Annotated in this window: 14 protein-coding genes; 10 read left to right on the top strand and 4 right to left on the bottom strand. The window is 68.0% G+C overall.

Annotated elements, in window-relative coordinates; all coding sequences use genetic code 11:
- Positions 1-60 precede the first annotated feature (60 nt).
- From ACKY0W_RS14725 to ACKY0W_RS14705, 5 genes are all read left to right on the top strand, one after another.
- Positions 61-1173 carry a histidine phosphatase family protein gene (locus ACKY0W_RS14725; protein WP_409434666.1) on the top strand — a complete coding sequence of 371 codons (1113 nt, stop codon included), beginning with the start codon at positions 61-63 and terminating at the stop codon, positions 1171-1173.
- 159 nt (positions 1174-1332) lie between these two features.
- Complete coding sequence (locus ACKY0W_RS14720; protein ID WP_409434665.1) at positions 1333-2394, top strand: histidine phosphatase family protein; 1062 nt, start codon at positions 1333-1335, stop codon at positions 2392-2394.
- 34 nt (positions 2395-2428) lie between these two features.
- On the top strand, positions 2429-3403 hold the full coding sequence (locus ACKY0W_RS14715) for a class I SAM-dependent methyltransferase (protein ID WP_406757472.1): 975 nt from the start codon (positions 2429-2431) through the stop codon (positions 3401-3403).
- Positions 3400-4614: a THUMP-like domain-containing protein gene (locus ACKY0W_RS14710; protein WP_409437794.1), complete on the top strand. Its 1215-nt coding sequence runs from the start codon at positions 3400-3402 to the stop codon at positions 4612-4614. Before ACKY0W_RS14715 ends, ACKY0W_RS14710 begins: the two co-directional genes overlap by 4 nt.
- Positions 4615-4690: 76 nt before the next feature.
- On the top strand, positions 4691-5389 hold the full coding sequence (locus ACKY0W_RS14705; RefSeq protein WP_409434664.1) for an esterase: 699 nt from the start codon (positions 4691-4693) through the stop codon (positions 5387-5389).
- A gap of 28 nt (positions 5390-5417) precedes the next feature.
- On the opposite strand, the gene ACKY0W_RS14700 is transcribed toward ACKY0W_RS14705, so the two are convergent.
- Positions 5418-6680, bottom strand: coding sequence for a PQQ-binding-like beta-propeller repeat protein (locus ACKY0W_RS14700; RefSeq protein WP_409437793.1), 1263 nt, complete (start codon positions 6678-6680; stop codon positions 5418-5420).
- A 127-nt stretch (positions 6681-6807) separates the two neighbouring features.
- On the opposite strand from ACKY0W_RS14700, the gene ACKY0W_RS14695 reads away from it, so the two are divergent.
- The 3 genes from ACKY0W_RS14695 to ACKY0W_RS14685 are packed head-to-tail and all read left to right on the top strand — an operon-like array spanning position 6808 to position 9083.
- Positions 6808-7548, top strand: coding sequence for an acyltransferase (locus ACKY0W_RS14695; protein WP_308483749.1), 741 nt, complete (start codon positions 6808-6810; stop codon positions 7546-7548).
- A gap of 9 nt (positions 7549-7557) precedes the next feature.
- Positions 7558-8697: an FAD-dependent oxidoreductase gene (locus ACKY0W_RS14690; protein WP_409434663.1), complete on the top strand. Its 1140-nt coding sequence runs from the start codon at positions 7558-7560 to the stop codon at positions 8695-8697.
- A complete protein-coding gene (locus tag ACKY0W_RS14685) occupies positions 8697-9083 on the top strand; it encodes a PPOX class F420-dependent oxidoreductase (protein WP_409434662.1) in 387 nt (128 codons plus the stop codon). Before ACKY0W_RS14690 ends, ACKY0W_RS14685 begins: the two co-directional genes overlap by 1 nt.
- A gap of 14 nt (positions 9084-9097) precedes the next feature.
- Here ACKY0W_RS14685 and ACKY0W_RS14680 read toward each other — a convergent pair whose 3' ends face one another.
- Both ACKY0W_RS14680 and ACKY0W_RS14675 read right to left on the bottom strand, forming a co-directional pair.
- Positions 9098-9943: a class I SAM-dependent methyltransferase gene (locus tag ACKY0W_RS14680; protein ID WP_409434661.1), complete on the bottom strand. Its 846-nt coding sequence runs from the start codon at positions 9941-9943 to the stop codon at positions 9098-9100.
- 36 nt (positions 9944-9979) lie between these two features.
- Positions 9980-10957 (bottom strand): LLM class flavin-dependent oxidoreductase, encoded by a 978-nt coding sequence (locus ACKY0W_RS14675; protein WP_409434660.1) that lies wholly within the window; start codon positions 10955-10957, stop codon positions 9980-9982.
- A 92-nt stretch (positions 10958-11049) separates the two neighbouring features.
- Here ACKY0W_RS14675 and ACKY0W_RS14670 point away from each other — a divergent pair, with 92 nt between their 5' ends.
- Positions 11050-12519, top strand: coding sequence for an aldehyde dehydrogenase (locus ACKY0W_RS14670; RefSeq protein ID WP_409434659.1), 1470 nt, complete (start codon positions 11050-11052; stop codon positions 12517-12519).
- Entirely contained in the window at positions 12519-13466 is a 948-nt protein-coding gene (locus ACKY0W_RS14665) for an alpha/beta hydrolase (RefSeq protein ID WP_409434658.1), read from the top strand. The genes ACKY0W_RS14670 and ACKY0W_RS14665 overlap by 1 nt, the downstream gene beginning before the upstream one ends.
- Here ACKY0W_RS14665 and ACKY0W_RS14660 read toward each other — a convergent pair.
- A complete protein-coding gene (locus ACKY0W_RS14660; RefSeq protein WP_409434657.1) occupies positions 13429-14088 on the bottom strand; it encodes a winged helix-turn-helix transcriptional regulator in 660 nt (219 codons plus the stop codon). The genes ACKY0W_RS14665 and ACKY0W_RS14660 overlap by 38 nt on opposite strands.
- Between the last annotated feature and the right edge of the window lie 13 nt (positions 14089-14101).

The raw sequence follows: 14101 nt of genomic DNA, 5'->3' as shown, positions 1-14101 counted from the left end.
AAGTATTGCGCTACGCGTCGGAGCGTAACGGAAGCTATCGACTCGCTGAAGGAGAAGGTCATGCACCACACCCGCCCGTGGATCACCGCCGGGGTCGCCCTTGTCGGCGCCGGCCTCGTGGCTGTCGCCCCGGTGGCTCCGATAGCCGCACCTTTGCCCACCGTCGCTGTGTCCAGCATCCAGCTGACCGCAGCGGACATCGTGCTGGATCTGGTCCGGCACGGGCAATCGACGGAGAACGTGACCGACTACGTCGGGACGACGCCGCCGGGTGCTCCGCTCACCGACTTGGGTGAGCAACAGGCCATCGATGTCGGGAACAGCCTCTTCAACGGCGGCGACAACGACATCGCGCGGGTCTGGGCCTCGGACTTCCTGCGGGCTCAGCAGACGGCGTGGCCGCTGGCGCAGTTGCTGCTGGGCAACAGCAACTACGACGAGATCCCGGGAGGTCCGACCCCGCTGCTCGACCCGAGCCAGATCCTGTCCGGGCTCGGCGAGATCAATGCCGGGTGGCTGGAGGGGCAGAGCGGCACCATCGGCGGCCTGCTCTATCTCCTGCCCACCATTGCGTGGATGACCGGGGCTTACTGGGTGCCGATGCTGGGCTCGGACGTCAACCCCAACGGGATGGCGTTCCAGGACAACTACAGTGGCGCGATTCAGACGATCTACGACACCAGTACGGCAGACCCTGACAGCACCGGGACCGACGTGGCGTTCTCGCACGGCGCGGCGATCATGGCGTGGACGATGATGAACGTCAAGAACCCCGATTGGGGGCTGTTCTTGGAGACGCTGGCCGGCGACCGCGGGCTCCCCAACACCGGCCAGGTCGTGGTCGAGGGCAACCCCACCGACGGCTGGACGCTGGTCAGCTGGAACGGCACCGAGGTCGCGGAGAACCCGGGCCTGCTCACCGGGCTGTTCGTCGACTTCCGTGACCTGATCGTCGCGCCGCAGATGGCCGGCTGGCACGTCTGGGAGGCCATTCTGGGTGGCGACCCCTCCGAGATCTTGGCTGCGTTGCAGACCGGCTTCAGCGACGTGTTCTCGGCGCTCGTGGAGTTCCCGCAAGCCGTGATCGACACCATCACCGGTTCCCTGGGCGATGCCGCGGGCAGCGGCTCCGCCGATGCCATGGGTGACCTGCTGGCGGCCCTGGCGATCTAAGCCGCAGCAGTACCGAAGCCGGGTGCGGCAGCAACTCGCCGCACCCGGCTTCGCTGTCCCTGAAGGCGACCCCGCGATCCGCTGAGGGCCGGGTATTGCCCAGCCCTCTGCCGCCTGGGTACGATGTGATATCGGTCACACCGCGTCCCATCTGGGGGGATGGACATGCAGCGAGTCGTCAACCGTACGTGGATAACCGCCGGCATCACGCTGGTCGGGCTCGGGGTCGCCACCGTCACTCCGGTGCTACCCCCGCCCGCCGCAGCGCTTGTGGTCGATATCCAGCTCACCGCGGATGCCGAGCAGATCACGCTCGATTTGGTGCGGCACGGCCAATCGACCGACGACCTGAACAACATCCTCGGCACCCTGCCACCGGGTGCTCCACTCACCGAGGCGGGGGTACAGCAGGCCAACGCCGTCGCCCAGGCCATTGCGGGCGAGTTCCCGAACGGCATTTCCGGAATCTATGCCTCCGAGCTGATCCGGACCCAGGAGACAGCAGATCCGCTGGCCCAGGCATTGATGATGGACGTGCAGATCCTCGCCGGGCTCAACGAGGTGGGCGCCGGCATCTTCGAAGGCCAACCACGCGACCTGATGACCGAGATCGGCTACTTCGCGCCGATGGCAGCGTGGGTCCTCGGCTTCGTACTGGTGCCAGAGTTCGGCGGCATCAACGGCGTGCAGTTCGACGAACAGGTCGGCGGCGCCATCGACACCATCTACAACAACACCATCGCCGGCGACGGCCCACTGGCCGACGTGGCGTACACCAGCGGCGGAGTGATCGCCATCTGGACGTTGATGAACGTGCAGAACCCGCCCATCTTGCTGCTTCTGCAGCAGTTGCTCGAGACGCTGGGGCCACCACCCAATGCCGGCCAAGCCATCCTGCAGGGCAGCCCCACCGACGGCTGGACGATGGTCAGCTGGGACGGGACGCCAGTCCCGCAGACCCCGGATCTTTTCACCGGCTTGTTCGTCGACGTCCGAGACCTGATCGTCGCGCCGCAGGTGGCCGCCTGGAACGTCTGGGAGGCCATTCAAGGCGGCGATTCCGCCGATATCGCCGCTGCGCTGCAGACCGGCTTCAACGACGTGCTCGCGGCATTCACCGCGTTCCCGCAAGCGGTGATCGACACCATCACCGGCGCCCTGGGCGACAGCACCGGCTCAGCCGCCGACTCGGTGGCCGACGGTTTGGTGGGAGCGATCTGACCCGGGGCGGGGCCAGCCGTTAGGCTGGCTCACTATGACGAGCACGGACCCGACGCCGAACCCGCACGCCACCGCTGAGCAGGTGGAGGCCGCCCGGCACGACAGCAAGCTCGCTCAGGTGCTCTACCACGACTGGGAGGCCGAGCAGTACGACGAGAAGTGGTCGATCTCCTACGACGAGCGCTGTATTGACTACGCCCGCGGCCGCTTCGATGCGATCGTGCCGGCCGCCGAGCGCACCGGGGAAGCGCCGCTCTACGACCGGGCGCTGGAACTGGGCTGCGGCACGGGATTCTTCCTGCTCAACCTGATGCAGTCCGGCGTAGCGCGGCGCGGCTCGGTCACCGACCTGTCGCCGGGCATGGTCAAGGTCGCCACCCGCAACGGTCAGTCCCTGGGCCTGGACGTCGACGGGAGGGTCGCCGACGCCGAGGGCATCCCGTACGAGGACAACACCTTCGACCTGGTGGTCGGCCATGCGGTCCTGCACCACATCCCGGACGTCGAACTGTCGTTGCGCGAGGTGGTCCGGGTGCTCAAGCCCGGTGGGCGATTCATCTTCGCCGGCGAGCCCACCACGGTCGGCAACTTCTATGCCCGCCGGCTGGCCGACCTGACCTGGAAGACCACGGTCGCCGCGATGAAGTTGCCCGGAATGGGTTCCTGGCGCCGACCGCAGGAAGAGCTCGACGAGAACTCGCGCGCCGCCGCCCTTGAGTGGATCGTGGACCTGCACACCTTCGAGCCGCGCGACCTGGAGCGGATGGCGAGCAACGCCGGCGCGGTCGACGTGCAGACCGCCAGCGAAGAGTTCACCGCCGCCATGCTGGGCTGGCCGGTCCGGACCTTCGAGTCGACGGTCCCGCCGGGCAAGCTCGGCTGGGGCTGGGCGCGGTTCGCCTTCGGCAGCTGGACGGCCTTGAGCTGGGTGGACTCCAACATCTGGCGCCGGGTGGTGCCCAAGGGCTGGTTCTACAACCTGATGATCACCGGGGTTAAACCGTCCTGACTGCCGGCTTCAGATTTGAAGTCGACGACGTCGGCTATCTGAGCTCGCCGGTCGGGGTGGCCGCCCTGGCCGAGGTTGGCGGCTTCGCGCTCACCGACGCCAGCCGGATCGCCGACATCACCGCCCTGCGCGGCCGCTTCGGCACCCGGGCACCCGCGTTAGTGGAGACCGTGCTGCTGCGCCGGCGTGCCGCCGCCAAACTCGCTGAGCTGCCCGAGACATCGCGGTGGCTGTTCACCGACGAGGCCCTGCAACAGGCCAGTGCCGCCCCGGTGGCACGGCACCGGGCCCACCGCCTCGCCGCCACGGCACCAGGTGCCGTCGTGCACGACGTGACCTGCTCGGTCGGCACCGAGCTGGCCGCCTTCCTGGCGGCCGGTCTCCCGGCGGATCGGCTGCTGGGCAGTGATCTCGACTCGGTACGACTGGCGATGGCGCGCCACAACGTGGGCGTCGACTGCATTGTTCGAGCCGATGCGCTGGTGCCCGTCAGCCGCGGCACGGTGGTGTTGGCCGACCCTGGCCGGCGCGGCGGCGGGCGGCGTCGTTTCGACCCGACCGACTATCAGCCCGCACTGGATCGGTTGCTGGATGTCTACCGCAACCGCGACATGGTGGTAAAGGTCGCTCCCGGAATCGATTTCGACAAGGTGGGGGACCTCGGATTTCAGGGAGAGATCGAAGTCACCTCGTGGCGTGCCTCGGTGCGGGAGGCCTGCCTGTGGTCGCCCGGCCTGGCCGAAACCGGGGTGCGCCGCCGGGCTGTGATCCTGGACCGCGACGAGCAGATCACCGACGCCGACCCGCCCGACTGCGACGTGCGTCCCGCGGGGCGCTGGCTCATCGACCCCGACGGTGCGGTGGTGCGGGCCGGTCTGGTCCGCCAGTACGGCGCCCGGCATGGGCTGTGGCAGCTCGATCCCGACATCGCCTATCTCTCCGGTGACGAGTTGCCGGACGGTGTACGCGGATTCGAGGTGCTCGAGACGCTGGCCTACAGCGAGAAACGCCTTCGCCAGGTGCTGACGGCACGCGACTGCGGCGCCCTGGAAATCCTGGTGCGCGGCGTACGCGACGTGCAGGCCGACGCGGACGCGTTGCGTCGCCGGTTGCGGCTGCGCGGGGCGCAGGCCCTGTCGGTCGTGATCACCCGCATCGGGACGGGGGCAGCGGCGCGGGCCATTGCGTTCGTCTGCCGTCCGTCGCGCTAAGGCGCCCGGTAGGCTGTCGTCTTCGGGCCATTCCTGCTTGCTGCGGCAAGGCGAGACAAAGCGAGACAAACCGACAATGCGCATTCTGGTGGCCGCCCTGGTGGCGGGCGGTGCGGTGGGCAGTTGGCTGGGCATGACGGGTGTGCCCTCGGCGGGCGCGGTGTCGCCCTGTGCCGAACTGGGCGGCACGCTCGAATCCGGGCAATGCCACGTCCACTCGTCCAATGCCAACTACACCCTGGATATGCGGTTTCCGGTCGACTACCCCGACCAGCAGACCCTGACCGACTACCTGGTGCAGAACCGCGACGGGTTCTTGACCGTGGCCAAATCACCCGGGTCGCGGGATATGCCGTACGAAATGGATGCCACCTCTGAGCAGCACCGCTCGGGTCAAGCCCCCAAGGGCACCCAGAGCGTCGTGCTGAAGATCTTCCAAGACCTCGGCGGCCCGCAGCCCTCCACCTGGTACCAGTCGTTCAACTACGACCTGGCGACCCGCAAACCGATCACGTTCGAGACCCTGTTCGCGCAGGGCAGCAAGCCGCTGGAAGTGATCTTTCCGGTCGTGCAGCGCGACCTCGAGCGTCAGACCGGAGTGCCGGCCATCCTGATCTCGTCGGGTTCGGGAATGGACCCGGCGCACTACCAGAACTTCGCCATCACCAACGACGAGGTGATCTTCTATTTCGCACCCGGCGAACTGCTGCCGATGAGCTCCGGCGCCACCTCGGTGAAAGTGCCGCGCACGGCACTCCCGGCGCTGGCCGTCTAGGCGATCGCGCTGGGGGAAGTAGTCGCGATTACGCGGGGGCGAAGCTGAACACCTGACCGGCGCTGGTGGCCACCGCCACCCGCCGGTCATTGCCGACCGACACCCCGACGGGAAACCCGCGTGCCTCGGGCAGCGGATAACTGTTGATGGTGTGGCCGTCAGCCGGGTCAAACACCAGCAGCGACAAACCTGCCGGGCCGAGGCTGGTGCCCGCGACCACGGTGTAGCCCACCTTGCCGGCCAGGCTCGACGAGGACAGCGGCACGGTGTCCTCGCGGCGCCACACCTGCTCGGCGTAGTCACCGCGGTCGGTGTAGGCGACCAGTTCGGTGTCGGGGCCACCGCCCGAGACGATCAATCCGCCGGGCGTCACCGCCGGTGGTGTTTGGGCCAGGAACTTCAGCGGCACTGACCATTTCGCCTTGCCGTCGGCGGCATTGATCGCCCACAGGCGTTGGTCACGCCCGTTGACGTAGACCGTCTCACCGTCGGCGGACAGCACGGGGCTCGCCAAGACCCCGGCCGCGACGGCGTCGCTGCTCCACTCCTGGGTGAGCAGCGGGACGCCGCCCGCGTGGTATTTGAGGCCCACCAAGCCGGACTCCTTGGCGCCCGGCTGCCACAGGCTCACCACCGCGATATCGCTCTCCGGCGAGAAGGCCGGTGCGGCGGCGACCGGGCAGTCCGGCCGGGCGCCCGCGCAGTCGGACAAGCCGCGCCGGAAGTCGGTCGGGTCGACACCGTCCACCAGGTCCAGCGGGGTGCCGACGACGGCGCCGCGGTGCGCATCGAAAACCAGTACCTGGCCCAGATGGGTCACGACCAGCAGCTGGCCGTCGCCGAGGATCCGCGGCGTTGAGGGCATTCCGATCACCGGTGCGCGCCAGCGGATCCACTGGGTGGGCGGGAACGACAGCATGGCGCCCGGCTGTCCGACATAGACGTTGTCGAAGCCGTCGATGAGCGGGCTGAAGAACCCACCGCCCTGATGCAGCCGTGTGCACCAGCGTTGCCGGCCGCGGTCGGCGTTCTCCCACTGCATCAGCGAGCAACCCGATTCGGTCTGGGCGTTGAGCATCATCCAGCCGTGGACGCCCAGCGCGGGCTGGGCTCCCAGCTCACCCTTGACCGAGCGGATCCAATCCAGTTGCAGGTCGGCGGCTCCCGCGGTCGCGGTGTGACTGCTGTTGGCGGCGTCCGCGTACTGGGCGGGCCAGCCCGGCGCGGGCGCGGCATCCACCCACGAATCGGTGTTGGAGCAGCCGCCAAGAAGCCCCGCCAGCGCCATCATTGAGATTCCGGCCAGGACACCACGTCGCCGCAACACAGTGGCAATCCCCAATCCTCGGCCGGGCGTGTGAACGAGTCCAGGTGAGGGTAGCGCGTGGGTAGATCGCGCTCGCGTAGGCTTTCCGGCCATGACGACGATGTGGGGTGCTCCAATCCACAAACGCTGGCGGGGTTCGCGGCTGCGGGACCCGCGCCAGGCCAAGTTCCTCACGCTGGCCTCGCTGCGCTGGGTGCTGGCCAACCGGGCCTACACACCGTGGTACCTGGTCCGCTATTGGCGGCTGCTGAAGTTCAAGCTGGCCAACCCGCACATCATCACCCGCGGCATGGTGTTCCTGGGCAAGGGTGTGGAGATCCAGGCCACCCCGGAGATGTCGCACATGGAGATCGGCCGCTGGGTGCACATCGGCGACAAGAACACCATCCGGGCCCACGAGGGCTCGCTGCGATTCGGCGACAAAGTGGTGTTGGGACGCGACAACGTCATCAACACCTATCTCGACATCGAGCTGGGGGACTCGGTGCTGATGGCCGACTGGTGCTACGTCTGCGACTTCGACCACAAGATGGATGACATCAACGTGCCGATCAAGGACCAGGGCATCATCAAGAGCCCGGTGCGGATCGGTCCGGACACCTGGATCGCGGCGAAAGTCACCATCCTGCGCGACACCAGCGTCGGCCGCGGTTGCGTCTTGGGCGCCCACGCGGTGGTCAAGGGCGTCATCCCCGACTACTCGATCGCGGTGGGGGCACCGGCCAAGGTGGTCAAGAACCGCAAACTGGCCTGGGAAACCTCGGCCGCCGAGCGGGCCGAGCTGGCCGCCGCATTGGCCGACATCGAACGTAAGAAGGCCTCCCAGAGCTGAGTCGTGCCGGTGACGCGACCGCGGGTAGTCATAGCAGGGCTGGGCGACAGCGGCGTTCTCACCGCGATCCGGCTGGCCAAGCACGCCGACGTGGTGGGCATTTCGGTCAAGCCCGCCCTGGTGAGTGGCCAAGAGCTCGGTCTGCGGCTGTCCCGCCCGCACCAGTGGGCGCGGGACTACTGGTTGCCGTTCGACCGGTTGCCCCGCCTGGATGCGGTGCGCACCGTGCACGGTGCGGTGTCCGGCGCCGATCTCGGCGCCAGGACTCTGACCGTCGCGTGTGCCGACGGTGTCAGCCGCGAAGAGCCCTATGACGCCCTGATCATCTCGACCGGAGTCAGCAACGGCTTCTGGCGTCAGCCCACGACGCAGTCGGCCGGCGATGTCGCCGCGGAGCTGACCGAGGCGCACAGCCGACTGGCCACCGCTGAATCGGTCATCATCGTGGGCGGCGGTGCCGCGGCGGTCAGCAGCGCCGCCAACATCGCCCGCACCTGGCCGGCCAAGCGGGTCGCCCTGTATTTCCCGGGGCAGCGCCCCCTGCGTGAGCACCACCCGCGGGTCTGGAGCACCGTCGAACGCAGGTTGTCCGACGCCGGTGTGGCGCTGCATGCCGAACACCGCGCGCTGGTGCCCGAGGGGTTCGGCTGCGACCGCATCACCGCTGACCCGGTTCATTTCAGCACCGGTCAGGACCCGGCATCGGCTGATGCCGTGCTGTGGGCGATCGGACGGGTGCGACCGAACACCGACTGGTTGCCGGCGGAGCTGCTCGACGAGGCCGGTTTCGTCCGGGTGATGCCCGACCTGCGGGTGCCCGGACATTCGACAGTGTTCGCGGTCGGCGACGTCGCGGCGACCGACCCGCTGCGCAGCTCGGCCCGCAACCGGGCGGACGGCCTACTGGCCAACAATGTGCGGGCCGCCCTCACCGGCAGGCCGCTGCGGCACTACCGGCCACCTACCAGGCGTTGGGGTTCGGTGCTGGGGCCGGGGCCCGAGGGCCTGGAGGTGTTCGCGCCGTCCGGGCACGCGTTCCGGTTCCCGGCCTGGTCGATCGACCGCGTGCTGCTTCCCTGGATCGTCCGGCGGGGCATCTATCGCGGCGTGCGCCCCAACGATCCGCTGAAAACTGCCAGAATCGAATGATGACGACACCGGCATTCTCCGATGTGTACCGGGAAAAGTACCTGCTGCTGACGACGTTCACCAAGGACGGCAAGCCCAAACCGACCCCGGTGTGGGGCGCCCCCGTCGGGGACCGGCTCTTGGTCATCACCGACGACGGGTCGTGGAAGACCAAGCGGATCAAGAACACTCCGCGGGTCACCATCCAAAAGTGTGGCGTCTTGGGCAAGCCCAAAGGTGATCCCGTTGAGGCGGTGGCCCGGGTGCTGCCCAAGTCCGAGACCCGGCGGGTCTATGACGCCGTCATCAAGCGGTACTGGTGGCACGCCTGGTGGTTCGTTCCGCACTCGCTGGTGCGCGGCGGAATCGACAAGGTGCACATCGGCCTGGAGATCACCGCCGCCTGACCCGCATCGAGTTCTCAGGCGAACTCAAGCAGCGTGTAGGCGCCCCGGAGATTCTTCGTGGGCCCCCACTGCCAGAAAGCCGGGAACACCGTCCCGAAGAACAGGCCACGTCCCTTCGGTATCGCCACATCGTGCACCGCGCTGACGCCGGGCACCGTGTGGGTCAGCTCGGCGAGCCGACGCGCCGAGAGGCTGAACGGCATCGGGGGCACGCGATAGTGCCTGGACGACCGCATCCCGCGCGGAGCCACTTTCTTGACCAGGGTCGGTGGGACGTCGAAGAACATCTGACCGCCGGGGAAAAGATCGGCGCACGCCGCGATGAGGTCCATCGCCTCGCGCGGCTGCAGATACATCAGCAGGCCCTCGGCTGTGATGAAGACGCCGGCGCTGGAATCGACCTGTGTCATCCAGCTGTAGTCCAATGCCGACTGCGCCAGGTTGGTGATGCGCGGTGACGTCGGCAGCAATCGTTCGCGAAGCCGCATCACCGGCTCCAAATCCACGGATACCCAATTGAATCGCGGATCGGGTATGGCGGCGTTCAGGCGCCAAAAGCTGGTTTGGAAGCCTTCGGCAAGTGCGACAACCGTCGCGGCGGGGTGCTCACGCAGATACGTCGTCGCGCATCGATCAACGGCCAGCGACCGCAACGCCATCTCCTGGCCGCGACGTCCGAACTTGTCGAAGTCGAACGCGATGGACTCGACGAGTCGAACAGCCTCCGGGTCGTCGATGATCGCGCTGGAGTGTGCGGCCTGATATGCCCGACCGTTCAGCGTCATCAGGGCGGTTTCCGAAACTCCGTTCAGCGCACGGGCGTCGACTTTGGATTCGGCTGGACGGTCCATCGCGCCCATGGTATCGGAGATAACTGGTGAGCCGGGCTGTCCCAACTAGGGTTTCAGTGCGGGCAGCACCCGTTCGACCAGCAGCCGCAGGCTCTCCCAGCCCGCGTCCAACGGCAGGCCGCCGATCAGCGGGTGCAGGGTCACCCCGGTGCGGCCGGCGTGACACTGTGCCACGAGCTCGTCGGGAGTCAGCACCTCGATCTTCGCCGATGCGCGCAGCTCGGCGATGGTGGCGGTCGGACTCTCGTTGGGGCGAGGCACCTCGGCCACCGCCCACGAACTGTATTCGGTTGCCTCGTGCAGGAAATGCTCACCACATCGTGCCCACGCCGCTTCGGGATCGGTGGTCAGATGAGTCACGGTGTTGCCGTTCTCGGGGCTGAACACGAAACCCTGCTTGCCGTTGCGTGCCAGTTCATCTCGATACACCGCTTCGATCTCGGGCATGGGCATCGGCGGCGAGAACGGCAACCCGAACCGTGCCGCGCGGCGGGCGGCTGCGGCGCTCATCCCGCCGATGAAGAACACCGGATGCGGCTTGGTGTACGGCTTGGGAGTCACGTCGATCAGCTGGCCGTGGTACTCGAACGGCTCGTCGCCCCAGGATTTGAGCAGCACGTCGAGGCATTCGTCCATCAACTGGCCCCGTCGCCGGAAATCCTTGCCCACCGCGTGGTATTCCTCTGGGCGGTAACCGATTCCAGCGACGAAGCTGACGCGTCCGGCGGACAGCTGGTCGAGCACCGCGATGTCCTCGGCGAGGCGCACCGGGTCGTAGAGCGGTATCAGCAGCGCGTTGATGCTGATGCGAATGTTGGTGGTGCATCCGGCGACGGCGGCGGCCATCAACAGCGGGGCGGGAAGCCAGCCGGTGGCCGCAAGATGATGTTCTTCGCAGCCGACCGCGGTGACTCCGTTGGTGTCGGCGTAGGACGCCATCTCCAACGCCGCCCGGTACCGCTCGGCATTTCCGGCACCGGGGACGTTCGTCATGTTCAGCCGCAGGGCGCTCAGTAGTGGCATGGGATTGGCCGGTCACCTCCTGGGCGCCACCGTAGCGCACGAAATGATCAATCGATTGATTATGTCGGCGTTCCGCCGTTAGCCTAGGGACTGTGACCGGTGCGCCCACCCCGCTGCTGATCGACGGCGCGCTGGTCGCCGGCGGCGCGGGCGCCTTCGACACCATCAACCCGGCCACCGAGGAAGCCATCGGTGCGGCCGCCGACGGTGACGCCGCGGACCTCGACCGCGCTATCGCCGCCGCCCGCACGGCGTTCGATTCCTCGGACTGGGGCCGTGACACCGCCTTGCGGGTGCACTGCCTGCGCCAGCTCCGCGACGCGCTCAACGACGAGATCGAGACGCTGCGTGAGATCACCATCGCCGAGGTGGGGGCACCGCGGTCGCTGACGTATCGGGGCCAGCTGCAGACCCCCGTCGATGACCTGGGGTTCCCGGCCGCCACCGCGGAGAGCTACCCCTGGCAAGTGGACCTCGGGCAGGCGGCTCCGATGGGCATCACCACCGCGCGCACCATCGTGCGGGAGCCGTTCGGCGTGGTCGGAGCGATCACTCCGTGGAACTTCCCTCACCAGGTCACGTTCGCCAAGATCGGGCCGGCGCTGGCGGCCGGCAACACCGTCGTCCTCAAGCCGGCACCCGACACCCCCTGGTGCGCAGCAGAAGTCGGTCGGATCATCGCCGAGAAGACCGACTTCCCGCCCGGAGTGGTCAACGTAGTCACCGCGTCCGACCACCGTATCGGCGCCCGGCTTGCGCAGGACTCTCGTGTCGACGTGGTCTCTTTCACGGGCTCCACGGCGACCGGTCGCTCGGTGATGACCGCGGCCGCGCAGACCATCAAGAAGGTTTTTTTGGAACTGGGCGGCAAGTCGGCGTTCGTGGTCCTCGATGACGCCGACCTGGCCGCCGCGTGCACGGCCGCCGCGTCGACGGTGGCGATGCACGCCGGCCAGGGGTGCGCACTGACCACCCGGCTGCTGGTGCCGCGTGAACGCTATGGCGAGGCGCTCGACTTGGTGTCTGCCGCGATGTCACGGGTGCCCGTGGGTGACCCCAATGATCCGAAAACGCTGTGCGGACCGCTGATCTCGGCGAAGCAGCGAGACCGGGTGCAGTCCTATCTGGATCTGGCGATCGCCGAAGGTGGGACGTTTCACTGCGGCGGCGGCCGACCGGCCGGAGTCGACCGTGGCTTCTTCATCGAGCCGACGGTGATCGGCGGGCTGACGAACGAGGCGCGGGTGGCCCGCGAGGAGATCTTCGGACCGGTGTTGGTGGTGCTGGCTCACGACGGCGATGCCGACGCACTGCGAATCGCAAATGACTCGCCGTATGGATTGTCCGCCACCGTGTTCGGGACCGACGACCGTGCCGCTCGAATGGCGTCGCGGCTACGTGCCGGGACCGTCAACGTCAATGGCGGGATGTGGTACTCCGCCGACGTACCGTTCGGGGGGTACAAGCAATCGGGAGTTGGTCGGGAGATGGGATTGGCGGGCTTCGAGGAATACCTCGAGACCAAAGTGGTGGCCACCGCGGTGCGTGGGGCGCAACGCTGATGGCCGGGCCACCCGATCCGCAGGTGCTGGCGGCGTTGCTGGCGATGCGCGACGGCGCCGACAATGCGCCGGTGCCGCAGGTCGGCGATGTCGCCGCACGTCGTCGCAACGTGGGTCATACCTTCAATCAGGTGCTGGCGTCGCTGGCACCGGTCACCGGCGTAGATACAGAAGAGTTTTCGCTGACCTACGACGGGGGCACGCTGCCGTTGCGCTGGTACCGGCGAATCGGCACCGATCAGCCCGGCAGCGCCGCGCTGTATCTGCACGGTGGCGGAATGATCCTGGACTGGGGACACTTGGGTCCGCTCTACGACGCGGCGGTGCGCGGCTACGTCGCTGCCTCCGGGGTACCGATGCTGGTGGTGGATTACCGTGTCGCCCCGGAATTCCCGCATCCGACTCCGCTTCAGGACTGCTACGCGGCATTGCGCTGGCTCAGCGACCACGCCGGCGACCTAGGCGTCGACGCGTCCCGGTTGGCCGTGATGGGCGACAGTGCCGGCGGGGGACTGGCCGCAGGCGTGGGCCTGCTGGCCCGCGACCGGGGCGGACCGGCGATCGCAGCCCAGCTGCTGATCTACCCCATGCTCGACGACCGCACCCGCGAGGCAGGCGCCGCGGGCGCCACGCTGCTCACCTGGAGCTACGACGACAACGCCACCGGCTGGTCAGCGCTGCTGGGCGAAGGGGGCGCCGACGGTTACGCCGCCCCAGCCCGCGCCGACGACCTGGCCGGCTTGCCGCCGACCTACCTCGATGTCGGCGGGCTGGACATCTTCGCGCCGGAGGACGTCGCCTTTGCTCACCACCTGATTGCGGCGGGAGTCCCCGTCGAGCTGCATGTGTACCCCGGCTGCCCGCACGCGTTCGACCTGCTGGTGCCCGAAGCCGAGGTGTCTCAACGGGTTATCGGGCACCGAGTGAGGTATCTGGCGGCGCTGTAGTCGCGCCGAAGAGCCTGCGTAGCGCCGACTCGTCACCGTCGATCTCGACCAGTGCAGCCACGTCGTCAAAGGACAACACACCCGCCGCGAGGCCGAGGACGAGGGGCGCCTCGGTGTGCAGCACGGCATCAAGCGGGCGCCCGTCGGGTTCGCCGACATCGATACCGGCCTCGGTGGCCTGCAGTTGAACCATTCCGCCGTCCACGGCGACTCCCACCGCCGCCGACGGGCCCGCGGCCACCCGATCGGCGAACAGGGCGGGAAGGGCCAGTCGCAGCCACTCGGCGCGGAATTCATCGCCCTGGGGGCCGCGGATCATCAGCGGGGTGGACCAGCGGACCAGCGCGTAGATGGGCTCGCGCAGTTGCGTGCCCCAGGGGGTCAGGGCGTAGGTGACCGCCTTGCCGTCGTCGGCCAATCGCCGCTCGAGGACCCCTGCGGTCTCCAGATCGCGGAGCCGGTCGGTCAGCAGGTTCGTCGCGATCCCGGACAGTCCGTCGCGCAACTCGCGGTAGCGGGCCGGGCCCATCAGGAGCTGGCGCACAATCAACAGATTCCACCGGTCACCCACCACATCCAGGGCCCGGGCAAGTCCGCAGTACTGACCGTAGTCTCGACTCATCACCATCTGCTTG

Origin of the sequence: Mycobacterium sp. SMC-14 (assembly GCF_046250075.1) — a bacterium.
Lineage (GTDB): Bacteria > Actinomycetota > Actinomycetes > Mycobacteriales > Mycobacteriaceae > Mycobacterium.
This window is presented reverse-complemented; position numbering and strand designations above follow the sequence as displayed.

Excerpts from the sequence above, each read along its gene's own strand:
- ACKY0W_RS14725 (WP_409434666.1), top strand. The coding sequence starts at position 61 with ATGCACCACACCCGCCCGTGGATCACCGCCGGGGTCGCCCTTGTCGGC.
- ACKY0W_RS14720 (WP_409434665.1), top strand. The coding sequence starts at position 1,333 with ATGGACATGCAGCGAGTCGTCAACCGTACGTGGATAACCGCCGGCATC.
- ACKY0W_RS14715 (WP_406757472.1), top strand. The coding sequence starts at position 2,429 with ATGACGAGCACGGACCCGACGCCGAACCCGCACGCCACCGCTGAGCAG.
- ACKY0W_RS14705 (WP_409434664.1), top strand. The coding sequence starts at position 4,691 with ATGCGCATTCTGGTGGCCGCCCTGGTGGCGGGCGGTGCGGTGGGCAGT.
- ACKY0W_RS14700 (WP_409437793.1), bottom strand. The coding sequence starts at position 6,680 with ATGATGGCGCTGGCGGGGCTTCTTGGCGGCTGCTCCAACACCGATTCG.
- ACKY0W_RS14695 (WP_308483749.1), top strand. The coding sequence starts at position 6,808 with ATGACGACGATGTGGGGTGCTCCAATCCACAAACGCTGGCGGGGTTCG.
- ACKY0W_RS14685 (WP_409434662.1), top strand. The coding sequence starts at position 8,697 with ATGACGACACCGGCATTCTCCGATGTGTACCGGGAAAAGTACCTGCTG.
- ACKY0W_RS14680 (WP_409434661.1), bottom strand. The coding sequence starts at position 9,943 with ATGGGCGCGATGGACCGTCCAGCCGAATCCAAAGTCGACGCCCGTGCG.
- ACKY0W_RS14675 (WP_409434660.1), bottom strand. The coding sequence starts at position 10,957 with ATGCCACTACTGAGCGCCCTGCGGCTGAACATGACGAACGTCCCCGGT.
- ACKY0W_RS14665 (WP_409434658.1), top strand. The coding sequence starts at position 12,519 with ATGGCCGGGCCACCCGATCCGCAGGTGCTGGCGGCGTTGCTGGCGATG.
- ACKY0W_RS14660 (WP_409434657.1), bottom strand. The coding sequence starts at position 14,088 with ATGAGTCGAGACTACGGTCAGTACTGCGGACTTGCCCGGGCCCTGGAT.